19 protein-coding genes and 1 pseudogene are annotated in these 19,615 nt (G+C 65.1%); 5 read left to right on the top strand and 15 right to left on the bottom strand.

What is annotated here, in order from left to right:
* Positions 1 to 10: 10 nt before the first annotated feature.
* Positions 11 to 1,951, bottom strand: coding sequence for an ATP-dependent zinc metalloprotease FtsH (gene ftsH, locus ACCQ00_RS08910; RefSeq protein ID WP_003481854.1), 1,941 nt, complete (start codon positions 1,949 to 1,951; stop codon positions 11 to 13).
* Positions 1,952 to 2,011: 60 nt separating this feature from the next.
* Positions 2,012 to 2,644, bottom strand: a complete 633-nt coding sequence (rlmE, locus tag ACCQ00_RS08905) for a 23S rRNA (uridine(2552)-2'-O)-methyltransferase RlmE (RefSeq protein WP_005915021.1) — start codon at positions 2,642 to 2,644, stop codon at positions 2,012 to 2,014.
* 65 nt (positions 2,645 to 2,709) lie between these two features.
* On the opposite strand from rlmE, the gene yhbY reads away from it, so the two are divergent.
* Positions 2,710 to 3,015 (top strand): ribosome assembly RNA-binding protein YhbY, encoded by a 306-nt coding sequence (yhbY, locus tag ACCQ00_RS08900; protein WP_005915020.1) that lies wholly within the window; start codon positions 2,710 to 2,712, stop codon positions 3,013 to 3,015.
* A gap of 15 nt (positions 3,016 to 3,030) precedes the next feature.
* Positions 3,031 to 3,405 carry an Mth938-like domain-containing protein gene (locus tag ACCQ00_RS08895; RefSeq protein ID WP_017155106.1) on the top strand — a complete coding sequence of 125 codons (375 nt, stop codon included), beginning with the start codon at positions 3,031 to 3,033 and terminating at the stop codon, positions 3,403 to 3,405.
* Between the two features lie 198 nt (positions 3,406 to 3,603).
* Here the strand turns inward: ACCQ00_RS08895 and ACCQ00_RS08890 are convergent, their stop codons facing one another.
* From ACCQ00_RS08890 to surE, 4 genes are read right to left on the bottom strand one after another with little or no spacing between them, the layout of a single operon-like run.
* Positions 3,604 to 4,383 carry a peptidoglycan DD-metalloendopeptidase family protein gene (locus ACCQ00_RS08890; protein WP_039570097.1) on the bottom strand — a complete coding sequence of 260 codons (780 nt, stop codon included), beginning with the start codon at positions 4,381 to 4,383 and terminating at the stop codon, positions 3,604 to 3,606.
* Entirely contained in the window at positions 4,380 to 4,994 is a 615-nt protein-coding gene (locus ACCQ00_RS08885; RefSeq protein ID WP_039437768.1) for a YqaA family protein, read from the bottom strand. The genes ACCQ00_RS08890 and ACCQ00_RS08885 overlap by 4 nt, the downstream gene beginning before the upstream one ends.
* Positions 4,995 to 5,012: 18 nt before the next feature.
* Positions 5,013 to 5,690 (bottom strand): protein-L-isoaspartate(D-aspartate) O-methyltransferase, encoded by a 678-nt coding sequence (locus ACCQ00_RS08880; protein WP_017155103.1) that lies wholly within the window; start codon positions 5,688 to 5,690, stop codon positions 5,013 to 5,015.
* Complete coding sequence (gene surE / locus ACCQ00_RS08875) at positions 5,687 to 6,466, bottom strand: 5'/3'-nucleotidase SurE (RefSeq protein WP_017155102.1); 780 nt, start codon at positions 6,464 to 6,466, stop codon at positions 5,687 to 5,689. Before surE ends, ACCQ00_RS08880 begins: the two co-directional genes overlap by 4 nt.
* 99 nt (positions 6,467 to 6,565) lie before the next feature.
* Here surE and ACCQ00_RS08870 point away from each other — a divergent pair, with 99 nt between their 5' ends.
* The gene (locus tag ACCQ00_RS08870) at positions 6,566 to 7,105 is read left to right on the top strand and encodes a Smr/MutS family protein (protein ID WP_017155101.1); all 540 of its coding nucleotides are present in this window, start codon (positions 6,566 to 6,568) and stop codon (positions 7,103 to 7,105) included.
* A gap of 231 nt (positions 7,106 to 7,336) precedes the next feature.
* Here ACCQ00_RS08870 and truD read toward each other — a convergent pair whose 3' ends face one another.
* From truD to ACCQ00_RS08825, 9 genes are all read right to left on the bottom strand, one after another.
* Complete coding sequence (gene truD, locus ACCQ00_RS08865) at positions 7,337 to 8,446, bottom strand: tRNA pseudouridine(13) synthase TruD (RefSeq protein WP_039570094.1); 1,110 nt, start codon at positions 8,444 to 8,446, stop codon at positions 7,337 to 7,339.
* 121 nt (positions 8,447 to 8,567) lie between these two features.
* Positions 8,568 to 9,059, bottom strand: coding sequence for a 2-C-methyl-D-erythritol 2,4-cyclodiphosphate synthase (gene ispF, locus ACCQ00_RS08860; RefSeq protein ID WP_017155098.1), 492 nt, complete (start codon positions 9,057 to 9,059; stop codon positions 8,568 to 8,570).
* Between the two features lie 149 nt (positions 9,060 to 9,208).
* Positions 9,209 to 10,021, bottom strand: a complete 813-nt coding sequence (ispD, locus tag ACCQ00_RS08855; protein ID WP_039570092.1) for a 2-C-methyl-D-erythritol 4-phosphate cytidylyltransferase — start codon at positions 10,019 to 10,021, stop codon at positions 9,209 to 9,211.
* Positions 10,018 to 10,383 (bottom strand): cell division protein FtsB, encoded by a 366-nt coding sequence (gene ftsB, locus ACCQ00_RS08850; protein WP_017155096.1) that lies wholly within the window; start codon positions 10,381 to 10,383, stop codon positions 10,018 to 10,020. The genes ispD and ftsB overlap by 4 nt, the downstream gene beginning before the upstream one ends.
* A 3-nt stretch (positions 10,384 to 10,386) precedes the next feature.
* A complete protein-coding gene (gene eno, locus ACCQ00_RS08845) occupies positions 10,387 to 11,679 on the bottom strand; it encodes a phosphopyruvate hydratase (protein ID WP_039570090.1) in 1,293 nt (430 codons plus the stop codon).
* A gap of 124 nt (positions 11,680 to 11,803) precedes the next feature.
* Positions 11,804 to 12,046 (bottom strand): hypothetical protein, encoded by a 243-nt coding sequence (locus ACCQ00_RS08840; RefSeq protein ID WP_039570146.1) that lies wholly within the window; start codon positions 12,044 to 12,046, stop codon positions 11,804 to 11,806.
* 116 nt (positions 12,047 to 12,162) lie between these two features.
* The gene (kdsA, locus tag ACCQ00_RS08835) at positions 12,163 to 12,993 is read right to left on the bottom strand and encodes a 3-deoxy-8-phosphooctulonate synthase (protein WP_039570088.1); all 831 of its coding nucleotides are present in this window, start codon (positions 12,991 to 12,993) and stop codon (positions 12,163 to 12,165) included.
* A 304-nt stretch (positions 12,994 to 13,297) separates the two neighbouring features.
* Complete coding sequence (gene pyrG / locus ACCQ00_RS08830; protein WP_039570086.1) at positions 13,298 to 14,962, bottom strand: CTP synthase; 1,665 nt, start codon at positions 14,960 to 14,962, stop codon at positions 13,298 to 13,300.
* A gap of 306 nt (positions 14,963 to 15,268) precedes the next feature.
* Entirely contained in the window at positions 15,269 to 15,511 is a 243-nt protein-coding gene (locus ACCQ00_RS08825; protein ID WP_008571226.1) for a hypothetical protein, read from the bottom strand.
* 164 nt (positions 15,512 to 15,675) lie between these two features.
* On the opposite strand from ACCQ00_RS08825, the gene parE reads away from it, so the two are divergent.
* On the top strand, positions 15,676 to 17,565 hold the full coding sequence (gene parE / locus ACCQ00_RS08820) for a DNA topoisomerase IV subunit B (protein ID WP_039570084.1): 1,890 nt from the start codon (positions 15,676 to 15,678) through the stop codon (positions 17,563 to 17,565).
* 445 nt (positions 17,566 to 18,010) lie between these two features.
* Positions 18,011 to 19,533 (top strand): annotated as a pseudogene (locus tag ACCQ00_RS08815) (S10 family peptidase).
* Positions 19,534 to 19,615 lie beyond the last annotated feature (82 nt).

The raw sequence follows: 19,615 nt of genomic DNA, 5'->3' as shown, positions 1-19,615 counted from the left end.
CATGGCCGGCTTAGAGTTGCTCGGCGGGTCCGGCGATGGGCGGCAATGGACGCGGGCTCCCCTTGTCGTTGTTATTGCCACCGTCCTTGTCGGACTTACCCCAACCCGCCGGCGGCGGCGGCTCGCGGCCTTCCATGATGGCGTCGATCTGCGGCACGTCGATGGTCTCGTACTGCAGCAACAACTGCGACATCGCGTGCAGCTTGTCCAGATTCTCGGTGAGAATGGTCTTGGTCTTGCTGTACGCCTTGTCCAAGATCGAACGCACGACTTCGTCGATCTTGCGCGCGGTTTCGTCGGAGACGTTCTTGTGCTGGGTCACCGAACGACCCAGGAACACCTCATCCTCCTCCTCGCCATAGGCTACCGGGCCAAGCTCGTCGGACAGGCCCCACTTGGTGACCATGTTACGCGCCATCTTGGTAGCACGCTCGATGTCGTTGGACGCACCGGTGGTGACCTTGTCGCCGCCGAAGATCAACTCTTCGGCAACACGGCCGCCATACAGCGAGCACAGCTGAGACTCGATCGCCACGCGGTTCATCGAGTAGCGATCGCCTTCCGGCAGGTACATCGTCACGCCCAGGGCGCGGCCGCGCGGAATGATGGTCACCTTGTAGACAGGGTCGTGCTCCGGCACCAGGCGGCCGACGATGGCGTGGCCTGCCTCGTGATACGCGGTGAGGGTCTTCTCGTCCTCGCTCATGGCCATCGAGCGGCGCTCGGCACCCATCAGGATCTTGTCGCGGGCACGGTCGAAGTGGTCCATGCGGACCTCCTTCTCGCTGCCACGCGCCGCAAACAACGCGGCTTCGTTGCACAGGTTGGCCAAGTCGGCGCCGGAGAAACCCGGGGTACCGCGGGCGATGACCATCGGCACGACATCGTCGGCCAGCGGCAGCTTGCGCATGTGCACGCGCAGGATCTGTTCGCGGCCCTTGACGTCCGGCAGGCCAACCACGACCTGACGGTCGAACCGGCCCGGGCGCAGCAATGCCGGATCCAGCACGTCGGGGCGGTTGGTCGCCGCGATCACGATCACGCCTTCGCCGCCCTCAAAACCGTCCATCTCGACCAGCAACTGGTTCAGGGTCTGCTCGCGCTCGTCATGCCCGCCACCAAGACCGGCGCCGCGATGACGGCCCACCGCATCGATTTCGTCGATGAAGATAATGCACGGCGCGTGCTTCTTGGCCTGCTCGAACATGTCGCGCACACGGCTGGCACCGACGCCGACGAACATCTCGACGAAGTCCGAACCGGAGATCGAGAAGAACGGCACCTTGGCCTCGCCGGCGATCGCCTTGGCGAGCAGGGTCTTACCGGTACCCGGCGGGCCGACCATCAGCACGCCGCGTGGAATCTTGCCACCCAGCTTGGTGAACTTGGTCGGGTCGCGCAGGAAGTCCACCAATTCGCCGACTTCTTCCTTCGCTTCGTCGCAACCGGCAACGTCGGCAAAGGTGATCTTGATCTGGTCTTCGCCCTGCAGCTTGGCGCGCGACTTGCCGAAGCTCATCGCACCCTTCGCGCCGCCGCCACCGCCCTGCATCTGGCGCATGATGAACAGCCAGAAGCCGATGATCAGGATGACGGGGAGGAAATTGAGCACCAGCGACCAGAAGCCGGGGCCGGTCGAGGGCTTCTGGCGGGTCATTTCGATGTTCTTGCTGTACAGCACGTCGACCAGCTTGTCGTCGCGCGGACCGTAGACGGTAGCTTCGCTGCCGTCGGTGCGCTTGAAGCGGATCGCGTTGACGGCCAGGTTGGTCTCATCGGTGTAATCCACCGATTTGACGCGCCCGGAGTCCACTTCCTTCAGGAACTGGGTGTAGGTGATCGAGTCGGCACCGACGCCGCCCGCCATCCGCGGCGAGAAGCTCTGGAAGACAACCATCAGCACAACTGCGACGACCACCCACAGCAGCAGATTCTTGGTCAAGTCGTTCATCCTCATTGGCTCCGGTGCCCTCTACTCTTCGATGCTTGAAATACGATGGTCATTGGCAGCTTACTTGATCTGGACACGCTTGCCCTGACCGAGCGCATAAACTTCCGGGGAGCGCTTGCGCGAGGCCGCCGGCTTGCGAATCGTCACCTTCTCATAGCGGCGGCGGAGCTCGCGAATGTAGTCGTCTGACCCGACACCCTGGAACAGCTTGATCAAAAATGCCCCGCCCGGCTTGAGATGGGTGTCGGCAAATTCCATGGCCAGCTCCGCCAGGTGCATCATCCGCGGTTGGTCGACCGCATCCATGCCACTCTTATTGGGGGCCATATCCGACAGCACAAGGTCCACCGGCACATCGCCCAGCATCGCTTCGAATTGGGATAGGACGGCCTGCTCCCTGAAGTCGCCGTGAAGGAATTCCACGCCCGCCAGGGCCGGCATGTCCAGGATATCCAGCGCCACCACCCGGCCGCTGTCGCCCATGGACTTGCGCACCTGTTGCGACCAGCCACCCGGCGCCGCGCCCAGATCGACCACCACCATGCCCGGCTTGAGCAGGCGGTCGCGCTGCAGCAATTCCTCCAGCTTGTAGGCCGCGCGCGAGCGCATGCCCTCGGCCTGGGCCTTCTTCACGTAAGGGTCGGCGAAGTGTTCCTTGAGCCAGCGCTGGCTGCTTTTACTGCGGGAAGGCATTGGCAAAGGGGTCCGAACGGGTCGCCATGATACCCTGAACACCCTTTGCTTCCCTTCGATCCTGCATGTCCATTGTTCTCACCTCCGCCCAGAACCGTTTCCTGCGCGGTCAGGCCCACGACCTCAAAGCCTTGCTGCAGACCGGCGGCAAAGGGGTTACGCCGGCATTTCTGGCAGAACTCGAGGAAGTGCTCGAGCGCCACGAATTGGTCAAGGTGAAGGTGGCATCGGAGGATCGCGAGACACGTGATGCGCTGATTGCCGAGCTGATCGAGCAGACCGGCAGTGCGCTGGTACAGCGCATCGGCCACGTCGCCATTCTGTACCGCCCCAGCAAGGAAAAGCGCCAGATCGTGCTGCCGCGCGGCTGAGCCAACGAGTTCGTCATGCCTTTAAGCCAGGAACATCCCGATTACACCTACGCGCTGCGTGCGGCCGATGGCCGCCATGCCAAGGTGAACGACCAGATCCTGCAGCAGAGCTTCATCCTGATGCCCGATGAGCTGGTGGCGCACTGGCCGGTCCAGACGCTGGAGCAGCTCCAGGCCAGCCACATGGAGGCGGTGCTGGCACTCAGCCCAGCCGTCATCCTGCTCGGCACCGGCGAACGCCAGTTATTTCCCAAGACCGACGTGCTGGCGGCCTGCCTGACCCGCGGCATCGGCCTGGAGGCGATGACCAATGCCGCCGCCGCACGCACCTACAACGTCCTGGCCAGCGAAGGCCGGCGAGTGGCGTTGGCGATGGTGCTGCCGGGCTGAATGGCTTGGGACGCGATTCGGGAATCGGGATTGGGGATTTGTAAGAGCGGGCTTCAGCAAGCTGCGCTTCAATCGCCAAACCAGACTAGAACGTCAATCGGTCACCAAGTGGTGAGTCCGAAGAACCCACTCTCTATCCGGATACGAACAGCCCAGGGCCGTTGCGAATCCCGAATACCGAATCCCGACTCCCCAATCTCACTTCTTCGGCAAATACAGCAGCGGATCGACCGGCTTGCCGTTGTAGCGGATCTCGAAGTGCAACATGTCGCGAGAGGCACCGCTGCGGCCCATTTCAGCAATTTGCTGCCCCGCCTTGACGCTCTGGCCTTCGTTGAGCAGGCGCTTGCGGTTGTGACCGTACGCGGACAGCCACTGGTCGTTGTGCTTGATGATGATCAGCTCGCCATAGCCGACCAGGCCGGCGCCGGAATACACCACCACGCCGTCGGCCGCGGCACGCACGGCCTGGCCGCTGGTGCCGGCGATGTCTACGCCCTGCTTGGTGGTTTCGCCAGTGACGAAGGTGCCCACCACGACGCCATCGGCCGGCCAACGCCAGGAAAATCCGCTGCTGACCGGTGCGGCGATCGGCGCAGCAGGGCGCGGCGGCGCCACGGTGCCGCCAGCCACCGGCGCGCTGCCACCCGGCTTGCTGGTACCGGACGGATACAACTTGAGCGTCTGGCCGGGATAGATGGTGTTCGGGGAAGACAGGCCATTCCAGGCGGCCAGATCCGCGGCGGTGATATTGGTCCGGCGCGAGATTGCGTACAGGGTATCGCCGCGCTGCACGGTGACCGTGGCACCCGGACGCGGCACCGAAGGGCGCGGCGCGGCGCTGGGGCGCGACGACGACCCGCCACCGCTTGCTCCGGGCGAACGCACCACGGTTGCGCTGCTACAGGCAGTCAGTCCGATGGCCACTGCGAGCATGACTGCTGTCTTGCGTGCCGAATTCATCTGCGTCTTGCTCATCCGTTCGTTGTCTTCCACACCAACCAGCCTGCGCCGACCGCCAAAACCGCCATTGCCACCCAGCCCAGCGGCTCGATCCAGCGGTGCAGCGCCGCTTCGGCCCGCGCCCCGCCCAGGCGGATCGCGCCGGCCACCAGATACACGCGCTTGCCGCGCCCGACCAACATGCTGGCGATGAATGGCAGGATCGGCACGCCGACCACGCCCGAGGCCCAGGTGAAGATCTTCAGCGGAATCGGGGTGAACCCGACCAGGACCAGCGCCCAGAACGCCTTCCACGGCGAATCGGCCACCAGTGTGCGCAGGGTTTCGATCTGCTGCTGGATCTTCGCGCTCCAGCCCAGCCATTCGATCAGCGGCTGCAGCGCGGCAAAAGCGAAATGGCCCAACAGATAACCGACCAGGGCGCCGCAGATCGAGCCGAGCAGGCTCAAGGTCGCAAACCAGAGCGAGCGCTTGGGCTCGGCCAGCGACATCGGTGCCAACATCACTTCCGGCGGCACCGGGAAGATGAAGCCCTCAACGAAGCTGAGACCGGTCAGCAGCGCAGGTGCGCGGCGATGGCGCGACCAACGGATGGCCACGTCGTACAACGGCCCGAAAATCTTCATCGAATAACTCTCATGGATTCAATCCAGCATGCCCGACAACAGCGGGACGAACGTGACCGGGGCCAGAACCTGTTGTTCGATCGCACCATCGGCCGCGCGGGTGAGTTGCACCAACGATTGCGAGGAAGCCCCCCCGACCGGCGCGACCAGGCGCCCGCCGACTGCCAGCTGATCGACCAGCGCATCGACCAACGCCGGTGCAGCAGCGGTCACCACGATGGCATCGTACGGGCCATGCTCGGGCCAGCCGATGCGGCCATCATCGTGCTTGCTGCGCACATTCATGCCCAGGTGCCGGAAGCGCTTGCGCGCCTGCCGCAGCAGGTCGCCGATGCGCTCGACCGTGTAGACCTCCAACCCCAGCGCCGCCAGGATCGCGCCCTGGTAGCCGGAGCCGGTGCCCACTTCGAGTACCTTGCTCGGGGTCACCTGCAGCACCGCTTCGGTCATGCGCGCCACTACCCAGGGCTGGGAAATGGTCTGGCCATGGCCGATCGGCAATGCAGTGTCTTCGTAGGCGCGCGAGGCCAGCGCTTCATCGATGAACAGATGCCGCGGCACGGTACGCATCGCGTTGAGCGTGGCTTCGTCCTGGATGCCGGCTTCGCGCAGGCGCTCGACCAGACGGTCACGCACGCGTTGCGAGGTCATGCCGATCCCCACCGATTCCGGTTGCAGGCGCAGCCTGGGCGTCATGCCGGGCCGTCCAGCGCGGCGGTCAGGCCGCCGACCCAGCCGGCCACGGTCTCCAGCGCCTGGTAACGGGTGAGATCGACATGGATCGGGGTGATCGAAATCCGCCCGGTGCGCACCGCGTGGAAGTCGGTACCGGCGCCGGCATCCTGCTCGGGACCGGCCGGGCCGATCCAGTACACGGTGCGGCCGCGCGGGTCGCGCTGCGGCACGCACGGCTCGGAGCGGTGGCGGTTGCCGAGCCGGGTGACCTCGAAACCGAGCACATCCGACCAGGGCAGATCCGGCACGTTGACGTTGAGGATGGTGTCGGCCGGCAACGGGTCGGCCTTCAACCGCGCAACGATTTCCACGGCTGCGCGTGCGGCGGTTTCGTAGTTGTGCGCTTGGTGATTCAGCGTGACCAGCGACACCGCCACTGCAGGCAAGCCCAGGAAGCGGCCCTCCATCGCGGCCGAAACGGTGCCGGAATAGATCACGTCATCGCCCAGATTGGCGGAGTTGTTGATGCCGGAGACCACGATATCCGGGTCGTAATCCAGCATGCCGGTCAGCGCCAGATGCACGCAGTCGGTGGGCGTGCCGGCCACCGCGCAGGTCTGCGCGTCGATGCGGCGGGTGCGGATCGGCACATCCAGCGTCAGCGAATTGCTGGCGCCGGAGCGGTCGCGGTCGGGCGCGACCACCATCACTTCATGACCGGCATGGCGTAGCGCCTCGGCCAAAATCTGGATGCCGGGGGCGTCGACACCGTCGTCGTTGCTAACCAGTACGCGCATGGGACTCCTCGGAAAACCGGGCCATGATACCGGATGCGTCCCGCGCCTTCGCGCTTGATCTTCGCGTGCGTCTGCGCTTGGACCAGGTACGCTGTGCAGATGTCGCATCCTGAAGACGAAGACGACGGCGCCTTGTTCCGCGCAGCGATCGGCGCGGTCAAGCCGATTCGTGAAGTCGCCCCACCGGCCAACGCCAAGCCGCGCCCCAAGCCGCGCGCGCGCATGGCCGAGCGCGACGACGCCGAAGCGCACACCGAATTTGCGCGCCTGCTGCGCGACAGCGCGCCGCTGGAAGCGGGCGATACCGCCAGCTATCGGCGCGAGAATCTTCCCACCCGCCTGTTTCAACGGCTCAAACGCGGGCAATTCTCGGTGCAGGACGAGTTGGATCTGCACGGCGCCACCGCAGCGCAGGCCGAATCGTTGCTGCGTCAGTTCCTGCTGGAAGCACACGCGCACGAACATGGTTGCGTGCGCATCATCCACGGCAAGGGCCTGCAATCGGACAACGGTGCGCCTGTGCTGAAGAACCTCATGGACCGGCTGCTGCGTCAACGCAACGATGTGCTGGCGTTCCATTCGGCGCCGCCGACGCAGGGCGGTACCGGGGCGCTGCTGGTATTGCTGGCGCGGCGATAGGCCGATGGTTGCGCGCGAGTGATGCCAAACGGCAGCGATTGCGCGTGGCGACGTGCTGCCTGGAAGGATTGTCGCGCATGGCTGGTCCGACGCGAGCTACTTCCTGTTGTGCGCCGTGTGCAGCTGGCTATCGTTTCGTGGGGCCGCGACCGGTCACTGTCGCCTCAGTGACCGCCGAGGCCGCTCCTGCGCACAGCTTGATTGGGGCGTCGTCCATGCTGCCGCGCGCGATCATGCGTCGGCGCGCACGCCGTCGTTGAAGCGACCGGCGTCGGTGATATCGCCCAATTCCCACAGCACTGCAGTGGCATAACAGCCAGGTGGCAGCGCGAACTCCAATTGCAGGGTCTGCAACTCCAGCCATCGATAATCCAGACCCTGCGGACGCAAGCGCAGCGCGCGGCGCTCCTGCTTCAATCCCGCAGCTTCCAGGCCCTGGCGCAGCGCCATGGAGAGCGGGTCGGACAACGCGCCCTGCTCCACCGCTGCGGCTTGATAGGCCGAGCGCAACTCGCCAGCGCCCCACAACGGCCCGCTGGGATGGATATCGAAACGCGCCAGTCGCTCTGCCAGGGCCTCGCTCCAAGGCTCCGGGCCGAACACGCTGCGCGAGCCGTCCAGCATCCACGCCTCGCCCTGCAGCGGGCTATCCCAACTGTCCTGCGCCACGCGTGCACCGAGCACGCGATTGAACAGGGCCGAACGCGCTGCCGACAGCAACATCGAGCGCTGATCGTTGCGCAGCCGCCGCCTGGATGCGGGCGCCGGCAGCAACGTTCCGTCGGCAGCCTGCACATGACCGAACATCGCCAGCGCGGCCGCCACATTTGCGCCATCGCGACCGAAGCGTTGTTCGCCGAACCAATTGGGGATGCCGCGCGCAGCAATCGCCTGCAGCCGTTGCTCGATCGCCTCGCGCTCGCCCTGCACCTGGCGCAGCGTCAGCACGAAGCGGTTCCCGTGCAGCGCACCGCGTTGCAGCTTGCGGTTGTGCCAGGTGCTGTGGACCACCTGCATCTGCGCGTCATCCAGCGCGGCGATATCCGGCGCGATGCGCTTGGGCAGATGCACGCTAAAGCGCTGGGTGGTCACTGCATGGCGATCCTTCAGGCCCGCATAGCTGACTCCCATCTCGGCGATGCCGGCCCAGTGCGCAAGCTTCTTGGCGATATAGGCCGTGTTCTGGCCACGCTTGCGCACGGTGAGCAGCAGATGCTCGCCTTCGCCGGAGGGCTCGAATGCCGGCAGCTCGTCGACCTGAAAATCGTCCGGGGTGCTGCGCATCGCTGCGCTGAGCACGGCGGCGCCATGCGCACGCGGCAGCAAAGAGGTCTCGCTCATGGTGGGGTTCGCCTTCGCGCCGGAGCTGGCGCGCTATGCGCCGAGTGGTTCGGCGCGGTGATTGCGTCTGGCAGCATCGGCGCCGGCTTCGGCGCCAAGCGCTGCATGTGCGGGACAAGAATTATGCAGCGATCCTGCCCAGCAACACCGTGGCCTGTGCGGCGATGCCTTCGCCGCGGCCGGTGAAACCCAATTGTTCGCTGGTGGTGGCCTTGACGCTGACCGCATCGAGTTCGATCGCCAACAGGCCGGCAATGCGCTCGCGCATGGCCAGCGCATGCGGGCCGACCTTGGGGCGCTCGCAGATCACGGTAATGTCGGCATTGCCCACTCGCCAGCCGCGTTCGCGCAGCAAGCCATCGCAATGCTGCAGGAACTGCGCGCTATCGGCGTCTTTCCAACGCGCATCGGAAGGCGGGAAATGCCGGCCGATATCGCCCAGCGCCAGCGCGCCCAGCATCGCATCGCACAGGGCGTGCAACACCACATCGCCATCGCTATGGGCAAGCACGCCATGGCTGTGCGCCACGCGCACGCCGCCCAGCATCACGTGGTCGCCAGGGCCGAACGCGTGCACGTCATAGCCTTGGCCGATTCGGAAATTGAAGGACATGCAGGGCCTGTGATGATTGAAGTGGAAAATAATACGTAGCGAGCGGTCGGCAGTCAGACACGGGCAGCGCGCATGGAGCGGCAGCGAACGCGTCGTAGATGCCGTGCCGCCACAGCTCTCGCGCCTTCCTGGCTGTGAACGCAGTGGCCTTATCCGCTCTCAGAGGCGTCGTTGCCGTTACCGACCGTAGCGGGCTGCGCTGCAGCTGCGCGCGGGTTGACCGATGCAGCGGCGACCTGCGCCGGCAGCGCATCGGCATCGACGGTCATGCCGCGGCGTGCCAATTCGAATTCGAAGCGCGCCAGATCCGCAGGGGTCGTCACCTTGAAGTTGTCTTCGGCGCCTTCCACCAGCAACGGGCGCAGCCCCATCCGCTCCATCGCCATCGCTTCATCGGTGACCTCGACACCGGCCGCCGCGGCTTCGGTGAGTCCACGGATCAGTTGATGGCGACGAAACAGCTGCGGGGTGAGTGCGCGCCATAGGCGTTCGCGCGGTTCGGTGCCGTCGATACCGCCATCGTCGCCAGCGCGCTTGAGCGTGTCGCGCACCGGTGCGGCCAGGATTGCGCCGACCGGATCGCCGCGACCGATTTCCAGCAGGCGGTCCAGATCGGCCAGGGCCAGGTTCGGCCGCGCGGCGTCATGCACCAGTACGAAATCGTCGGCACGCACGCTTTCGGGCAGGGCCAGCACGCCAGCCAGCACCGAGGCTGCGCGGGTTCCCCCGCCCAGGCAGGTCAGCACGGGCTTGGACTGTACCGCGGTCCAGCCGGGCCAATCGGCATCGCCAGGGGCAATTGCCACCATGATGCCGGCCAGCGCCGGATGCGCCGCCAGTGCCGCGAGCGTATACGCCATGAGCGGCTGACCGCCGGCCGGCAGATATTGCTTGGGAAGCGGCCCGCCAAAACGGGCGCCGCGCCCGGCGGCCGGCACGATGGCCCAGATGGACCCGGTCATGGGTGATCCACCGGATCGATCGGCTCAGGCGCTTGTTGTGCGGGGGGCGTCGCGTCGGGCGATGCAGGGGCCGGCAGCGGCGCATCCTCGACCACGCGATAGAACGTCTCGCCCGGCTTGATCATGCCCAGTTCGCTGCGCGCGCGTTCCTCGATTGCCGCCTCGCCGTCCTTCAAATCCTTCACCTCTGCTGCCAACGCCTGGTTGCGTTGGCGCAGACCTTCGTTGTCTTGTGTCTGATGCGCAACCTGGGCTTCCAGCATCATGACTTCACCGGAATTCCCAGGCCCGAACCAGAAGCGGTACTGCAGCCAAGCCAGCAGTACCGCCAGCACCAGCAGTAGCCAGCGCCAGTTGCGCACGGCTTATCGCTTGATCGAAACGAACGCGTCGCGGCCGGCGTAACGCGCGCCGGACCCCAGCGCCTGCTCGATGCGCAGCAGCTGGTTGTACTTGGCGACGCGGTCGCTGCGGCACAGCGAGCCGGTCTTGATCTGCGTGGCGGTGGTGGCCACGGCGATGTCGGCGATGGTGGTGTCTTCGGTCTCGCCCGAACGGTGCGACACGATCGAGGCGTAGTTGGCCGCGTGCGCCATCGCGATGGCTTCCAGCGTTTCGGTCAGCGTACCGATCTGGTTGACCTTGATCAGGATCGCGTTGGCGGTGCCCGAATCGATGCCCTGCTTGAAGATTTTCGGGTTGGTGACGAACAGGTCGTCACCCACCAGCTGCACCTTCTTGCCGACGCGCTCGGTCAGCAGCTTCCAGCCGGCCCAGTCGTCTTCGGCCAGGCCGTCTTCGATGCTGATGATCGGGTACTGCGCCACCCAGTCGGCCAGGAAATCGACGAACTGCTCGCTGGTCAGGCGCTTGTTCTCGCCGACCAGGTTGTACTTGCCGTTGTCGTAGAACTCGCTGGAGGCCACGTCCAGGCCCAGCATGATGTCTTCGCCGGCGGTGTAACCGGCCTTGCCAATCGCTTCGAGAATGGTGTCCAGCGCCTCGACGTTGCTGCGGAAGTCCGGCGCAAAGCCGCCTTCGTCGCCCACCGCCGTGCTCAGGCCATGGCCCTTGAGCACCGACTTGAGCGAATGGAAGATTTCGGTCCCTGCGCGCAGCGCTTCGGAGAACGAGCTGCAGCCGACCGGCAGCACCATGAACTCCTGGAAGTCGACGTTGTTGTCGGCATGCGCGCCGCCGTTGATGATGTTCATCATCGGCACCGGCAGCGCCACGTCGGATTCGGTAATGGTGGACAGGTACTGCCACAGCGGCTGCTTGCGCGAGGCGGCAACGGCATGCGCGGCAGCCAGCGACACACCCAGCAGCGCGTTGGCGCCCAGGCGGCCCTTGTTCTCGGTGCCATCCAGATCGATCAGGCGACGGTCCAGGCCCTGCTGGTCGGCCGCATCGAAGTTCTTCAGCGTCTCGGCGATGGTGCCGTTGACGTTGTCCACCGCGTGGCGCACGCCCTTGCCCAGGTAACGGGTCTTGTCGCCATCACGCAGCTCCACCGCTTCCTTGGTACCGGTCGAGGCACCCGACGGCACGGCCGCGCGGCCGAACGAACCGTCGTCCAGCGTGACTTCGGCCTCCAGCGTGGGATTGCCGCGAGAGTCGAGGATTTCGCGGGCGAGGATCTTGGCGATAGTGGTCATAGGTCCGTTCGGTTACCAGTAAGGGGGGAAGTACACCGGAAACAAGCTGCCGGATTATCGCTGCACACCGGTCCATTGCCAAATCGCATGTCGCCGCTACACGCAGCACGTCGCAGGCGGACCGCTACGCCATCAAGCCCAGCAGCGACACACCAGACAGCAGCAGCAAGATCAACAGCAAGATCAGCGCGGCGATCGCTGCGCCCGGCTGGCGACCCAACCGCAACGCAGCCGAGCCGGTGACCAGGCTCCCGACGGCGGCCGTCGTGGCCATGATCGCCGTGATGCGCAGCGGCAGCCGCGTGGCTTGCATGGCATGGTCGCCATCGCCCGGCATGCCGATGCTGGCGGTAAACAGAACGGCCACGACCGCCAGGCACGCCCACGCCGCGATCGACGTGGCCAGTGCCCACCAGCCCCACGGCCAGTGGCGCCACCGCCGATCCTGGCGGTGCGCTGCAACGGCTACGCGTCGATCAAAACTCACGCAAAGCGCGCAAACCCGTGCTTCTTGGTGACGGTGTCCAGCTCCATCAGGGTTTCGAGCAATTCTTCCATGCGATCCAGCGGCCACGCATTGGGACCATCGGACAGCGCCTTGGACGGATCCGGGTGGGTTTCGGCGAACAGGCCGGAAATCCCGACCGCCACCGCCGCGCGCGCCAACACCGGCACGAACTCGCGCTGACCACCGGAACTGCTGCCCTGCCCGCCCGGCAATTGCACCGAGTGGGTGGCGTCGAACACCACCGGACAGCCGGCGTCGCGCATCACGCTCAGCGAGCGCATGTCGCTGACTAGATTGTTGTAGCCGAAGGACGCGCCACGCTCGCAGACCATAATCTGCTCGTTGCCGGTGGACTTGGCCTTGTCCACCACCGGCTTCATGTCCCACGGCGCCAGGAACTGGCCCTTCTTGATGTTCACCGGCTTGCCGGCGGCGCAGACGTTCTTGATGAAGTCGGTCTGGCGCACCAGAAACGCCGGGGTCTGCAGCACGTCGACAACGGCCGCGACCTCGTTCATCGGGGTGTATTCGTGCACGTCGGTGAGTACCGGCACGCCGATCTGCTTTTTCACCGCGTCCAGCACCTTCAAGCCTTCTTCCAGGCCCGGGCCACGGAAGCTGGTGCCGGAGGTGCGATTGGCCTTGTCGAAACTCGACTTGAAGATGAAGTTGACGCCGAGCTTGCCGGTGATCTCCTTGAGCTTGCCGGCCACGTCGAGCTGCAACTGCATCGACTCGATCACGCAGGGGCCGGCAATCAGGAACAACGGCTGATCCAGGCCGACTTCAAAGTCACACAATTTCATCAGGTCACCTAATTGAGTAGGCCCCTCTCCCGCCGGGCGAGGGGTTGTGGTGAGGGTACGGTTGCGAAGTGCTGGTGAAGCAAAATGGTTTGCCCTGGCTGGCGCGTAGCGACGCGCGCGTCATGGCTGCCATCTTCCAGTGCGTTGCGGCGCCCCCTCATCCGGCGCTTCGTGCCACCTTCTCCCGATGGGAAAAGGGAGCTGCCTCGCGCTTTTTGATTTGAGCCCCTCTCCCACCGGGAGAGGGGTTGGGGTGAGGTACGGTTGCGAAGTACTGCCTTCTCCCAACGGGAGAAGGAACAACTCACGCACGCGCTTCCTTCAACAACTTCCCGCCCGCCTTTTTCTCGCGCGCCGCACGCACGAAGCCAATGAACAGCGGATGGCCGTCGCGCGGGGTGGACAGGAATTCCGGATGCGCCTGGCAGGCCAAAAACCACGGGTGCGCATCGCGCGGCAGTTCCACCACTTCCACCAGGGTGTCGTCCATCGACTTGCCGGAAATCACCAGGCCGGCATCTTCCAACTGGGTGCGGTAGCGGTTGTTGAACTCGTAGCGGTGACGATGCCGCTCGGCCACCACGTCCTTGCCGTAGACCTCGCGCGCCAGCGTGCCCGGCTTCAGGCGCTGCTCCTGCAGGCCCAGGCGCATGGTGCCGCCCAGGTCGGATTTCTCGTCGCGCTTTTCGACTTCGCCGGTGGCGGTGCGCCATTCGGTGATCAAGCCGATCACCGGATGCGGCGATTGGCGATCGTTCTCGGTGCTGTTGGCTGCATCCAGGTCGGCGACGTGGCGGGCATAGTCCACCACTGCCGCCTGCATGCCGTAGCAGATGCCGAAATACGGCACCTTGTGCTCGCGCGCGAACTTGGAGGTCTGCACCTTGCCTTCGAAACCGCGGTCGCCGAAACCGCCCGGCACCAGGATACCGTCGATATCCTGCAGGGCAGACATGTCGCTGCCCTCCAGATCCTGCGCTTCCAGCCACTTCAGGTTGACCTTGGTGCGCTGACGCAGGCCGCCGTGACGCAGCGCCTCGGCCACCGACTTGTAGGCGTCCTGGTGATCGACGTACTTGCCGACCACGGCGATGTTGACCTCGTCCAGCGGATGCTTGACCGCGTCCACCACGGCCGCCCACTCCGACAGATCCGCAGCGGCCACCTTGTCGCGCAACTTGAACTGGTCGATGACCAGTTCGTCCAGTCCCTGACGCAGCAACTCCAGCGGCATGCCATACAGCACGTCGATATCCGGGCAGCTGATCACCGCGCGCTCGGAGACGTTGGTGAACAGCGCAATCTTGCGGCGCTCCGAATCCGGCACCGCCTGCTCGGACCGGCACAGCAGCACATCCGGCTGGATGCCGATCGAGCGCAGTTCCTTGACCGAATGCTGGGTCGGCTTGGTCTTCAACTCACCGGCCGCCGCGATGTACGGCACAAGCGTGAGATGCATGAACATGGCCTTTTCGGCGCCGCGCTCGGTGCGCACCTGGCGAATCGCCTCCAGGAACGGCAGCGATTCGATGTCGCCGACGGTGCCGCCGATTTCGATCAACGCGACATCGTACCCGGCCGTGGCCTCGTCGATGCAACGACGGATTTCGTCGGTGATATGCGGAATCACCTGCACGGTGGCGCCAAGATAATCGCCACGACGCTCCTTGCGGATGACGTTCTCGTAGATGCGGCCGGTGGTCACCGAATTCTTGCGCGACAGGCGCGTGCGCACATAACGCTCGTAGTGACCCAGATCCAGGTCGGTTTCGGCACCGTCGTCGGTGACGTAGACCTCGCCATGCTGGAACGGGCTCATCGTGCCCGGGTCTACATTGATGTACGGGTCCAGCTTCATCATCGTGACCTTCAGGCCACGCGCTTCAAGAATGGACGCAAGCGAAGCGGCGGCAATGCCCTTGCCTAGCGAGGACACTACGCCGCCGGTAACGAAAATCAGGGGGGTCATGGGGCTTGAAGCCTCCCGGAAAGCCATAGTTTAGCGGGTGACGGGCGAATGCCCAAGGGTTGCGTGACGACAAGGTCATCCCAGGTTGAAACAGCGCATGCCGCGCACGCCCTGAGCGGCTGACAGCCACGACGGGCAGTTGCTAGCTTCATGCAGGAACCGGAATGCACGCGCACCACATGCCAATTCCCGGTACCGGCTACGACCAGCAGGGCCGCTGCTGAGTCGCCCTACTTGGCCTATCCAAAAAGCAAACGCCCCGGCAATGCCGGGGCGTCGATGGCACCTGGCCGCTAGACCGCGCGATCAGCGTGCAGGCTTTTCTTCTTCCTCTTCCTCGCGCGGCGCACTATCGGCCTTGGGCTTCTGCGCGGCAGCGGCGGCACGGCGTTCGGCCTTGCGCTCGGCTTCGGTCTTGGCCTTGGCGTCGTCGGCCTTTTGGGCAGCCGCGCCCTGTCCGGTCTGCTGCGGAGCGGCCTGGGCCATGGCGGGAAGCGCTGCGACTGCGGCCGCACCGAGGGTGAGCATCAGGATGTGCTTGAACTTCATGGCGTCCTCTTTGGCTTCGGTGACATCCTCAGGTGGGGACGTTTGATTCCGAAACCAACGCCAGGGTAGCCAATGCTGCCCGGCCCTCCACTGAACGCCGGTCGCGTGCAAAAAATCGGCTCAGCCCCCACACTTGCGCGTCGTTTCACGTGCCAACGAGATGCATGAACACCCGTTATAACGCCGCCGATATTGAAGTGCTGTCGGGCCTGGACCCGGTCAAACGCCGCCCCGGCATGTATACCGACACTGCGCGCCCGAACCATTTGGCGCAGGAAGTGATCGACAACTCGGTCGACGAGGCGCTGGCCGGCCACGCCAAGCAGGTCGAAGTCACACTGTACAAGGACGGTAGCTGCGAAGTGTCCGACGACGGCCGCGGCATGCCGGTGGACATCCATCCGGAAGAGAAGATTCCGGGTGTTGAACTGATCCTGACCCGGCTGCATGCCGGCGGCAAGTTCAGCAATCGCAACTACACCTTCTCCGGTGGCTTGCACGGCGTGGGCGTGAGCGTGGTCAATGCGCTGTCGACCAAGGTCGAGCTGTTCATCAAGCGCGAGGGCAGCGAGCATCGCATGGAGTTCCGCGATGGCAATGCCGCGTCCAAGCTGGAAGTGGTGGGCACCGTCGGCAAGAAAAACACCGGCACGCGGCTGCGGTTCTGGGCCGACCCCAAGTATTTCGACACGCCCAAGTTCAATGTGCGTGCGCTGCGCCATCTGCTGCGCGCCAAGGCGGTGCTGTGCCCCGGGCTGACCGTCAAATTGCATGACGAGGCCACCGGCGAGCAGGACAGCTGGTACTTCGAAAACGGCCTGCGCGATTACCTGAAAGGCGAGATGGCCGAGCACGAACTGCTGCCGGCCGAGCTGTTCGTGGGCAATCTGAAGAAAGACACCGAGATCGTCGACTGGGCCGCGGCCTGGGTGCCGGAAGGCGAGCTGGTGCAGGAAAGCTACGTCAACCTGATCCCCACGGCGCAGCATGGCACCCACGTCAACGGCCTGCGTTCGGGCCTGACCGATGCGCTGCGCGAGTTCTGCGATTTCCGCAACCTGCTGCCGCGCGGCGTCAAGCTGGCACCGGAAGATGTCTGGGACCGGGTGACCTTCGTGCTCAGCCTGAAGATGACCGATCCGCAGTTTTCCGGCCAGACCAAGGAGCGGTTGTCCTCGCGCCAAGCCGCCGGTTTCATCGAAGGCGCCGCGCACGACGCCTTCAGCCTGTATCTGAATCAGAACGTGGAGATCGGCGAGAAGATCGCGCAGATCGCCATCGACCGCGCCAGCGCACGGTTGAAGACCGAAAAGCAGATCGTCCGCAAGAAGGTCACCCAGGGCCCCGCCCTGCCCGGCAAGCTGGCCGATTGCATCAGCCAGGACCTGTCGCGTACCGAACTGTTCCTGGTCGAAGGCGATTCTGCGGGCGGCTCGGCCAAGCAGGCGCGCGACAAGGATTTCCAGGCGATCCTGCCGCTGCGCGGCAAGATCCTCAACACCTGGGAAGTCGCGTCGGGCAGCGTGCTGGCCTCCGAGGAAGTGCATAACCTGGCGATCGCGATCGGTTGCGACCCGGGCAAGGACGACATCACCGGGCTGCGCTACGGCAAGGTGGTGATCCTGGCCGACGCCGACTCCGATGGCCTGCATATCGCCACGCTGTTGACGGCGCTGTTCCTGCAGCATTTCCCCGCACTGGTCGCTGCCGGCCACGTGTTCGTGGCGATGCCGCCTTTGTTCCGTGTCGATGTAGGCAAGCAGGTGTTCTACGCGCTGGACGAAGAAGAAAAGACCACGCTGCTGGACAAGATCGCGCGCGAGAAGATGAAGGGCCAGATCAGCGTGACCCGCTTCAAGGGCCTGGGCGAAATGAATCCGCAGCAGCTGCGCGAATCCACCATCCACCCGGACACGCGCCGGCTGGTGCAGCTGACCATCGACGACGGCGAGCAGACGCGTTCGTTGATGGACATGCTGCTGGCCAAAAAGCGCGCAAGCGACCGCAAGCAGTGGCTGGAAACCAAGGGCGATCTGGCCTCGCTGGAAGTTTGAGGACACCGGGAGTTTCAGAAGCCCCGAGAAGCGAAAGCCCCTCTGCCGTCGGCAAGGGGTTGGGGTGAGGGTTGGCATGCGGGTGCGTGCAAGCGCGGGCGATCGGTTGCCGGCTTCGGCAAGGGGCATAAGTGGGCCCCGGAACCGGCTGCTTGGCTCGGCAAACATCCTGTCCGATTCACCGTCGCGGAATATCAGCGCCCCTTGCCGTTAACTCCCGGCAGCGATGCCGCCTCCGCGCGTCGTTGCTGCAATGTCGAGCTGTATCGAGCGCGGCAACGAGTACACGGCCTCAAGCCCCTCTCCCGCCGGGAGAGGGGTTGGGGTAAGGGGCGGGCGAGGCCCCCTGAGGCGGCAGTCCGCACGACATCCATGCCTTCCTGCACATTCACCGGGCTCTGCAGCAGCCTAGCATCGGCGCTTCCCTGCTCCCACATCGATGCCCATGCCCTTCTTTCTCCGTGCCGGCCTGCTGGCCTGCGTGCTATTCAGCGGGCCAGCGCTGGCCGATGCGCCAGACAAGGCCGATAAAAGCGCTGCCAAACCCGATGCCGCTGCCGCCAAACAGGCGCCCTTGCCGGCCGACGCCAGCGTGCGCCAGAGCACACGGGTGGCCGGCCATAGCCTGGGCTACACCGCCACGGTCGGCACGTTGCCGGTACGCGATGCGCAGGGCAAGACCACGGGCGAGGTGGTGTTCACCGCCTACACCGTCGACGGCAAGGACCGCCCGGTGACCTTCGCATTGAATGGTGGGCCGGGCGCCGCATCGGTGTATCTCAACATGGGCGCGATCGGGCCGAAGATCGTCGGTTTCGGCGCCGAAGGCGACAGCGCGTCGGCGCCGAAGGCGACAGCGCGTCGGCGCCGGCCACGCTGCGCGACAACCCAGGCACGTGGCTGGACTTCACCGACCTGGTCTTCATCGACCCGGTCGGCACCGGCTTCAGCCGCGCATTGATCGGCGACGACGATGCCAAGAAGCAGTTCTACAACCCGCAGGCGGATGTGGAATACCTCTCGCGGGTGATCTACGACTGGCTGCTAAAGAACCGCCGCCTGCAGGCGCGCAAATACCTGGTCGGCGAAAGCTACGGCGGCTTCCGCGGTCCGCGCATCACCCACTACCTGCAGACACAGCTGGGTGTGGCGATGAACGGCGTGGTGCTGGTGTCGCCGTATCTCAACCCGACCCTGGACGACAACGGCGATGTGTCGCCCCTGGCATGGATGCTGACGCTGCCCTCGATCGCTGCCGCGCACCTGGAGCGCCAGGGCCAGCTCAGCGACAGCGCGATGCGCCAGGTGATCGACTATACCCGCGGCGATTACGCGGTGGCGCTGATGAAAGGACGCACCGACCCGCAGGCTACCGAGGCGATGCTGCAGCAGGTCACCCGCATGACCGGGCTGGACCCAGCGTACGTGCGGCGCTCCGGCGGACGCCTGGAAACCCAGGCCTATTTGCGCGAGGTGTTTCGTGACAAGGGCGAATTGGGCAGCCGTTACGATTCCAACGTCACCGCCTTCGATCCGTTTCCCAACGATGCCGAACAACGCGCCAACGACCCGCTGCTGGACAGCATCATTGCGCCCACCACCACCGCAATGGTGGACTTCGTGACCCGCGTGGTCGGCTGGAAGATCGATGCGCAATATCGCGCGCTCAACTACGACGTGAACAAGCTCTGGGACTGGAACGACGAGCTTCGCAAGGGCGCAGTGACCCAGCTGCGTCAGTCGGTGGCGATCGATCCGAAGCTGCGCGTGTTGATCGCGCACGGCTGGAACGACCTCTCCTGCCCGTTCATGGGTTCGGTGCTGACGGTGGACCAGATGCCGGCCATGGGCAGCGACAGCAAGCGCGTGCAGGTGCGCGAATATCCCGGCGGCCACATGTTCTATAACCGCGCCGACAGCCAGGCCGCGTTCCGCAGCGACGTCAAGGCGATGTACCAAACGCGCTGAGCGCAGCCAGCGCCGGCCGCACACGCGGCCGGCGACCAGGCCATTGGCAGTCCCGCCATTTCTGAATGCCGCGCATCTGCGT

The organism is Xanthomonas sp. NCPPB 3761 (assembly GCF_041475705.2).
Classification (GTDB): domain Bacteria; phylum Pseudomonadota; class Gammaproteobacteria; order Xanthomonadales; family Xanthomonadaceae; genus Xanthomonas; species Xanthomonas phaseoli.
The sequence above is the reverse complement of the archived record's forward strand: the minus strand, read 5'-3'. Positions and strand labels throughout refer to the sequence as shown.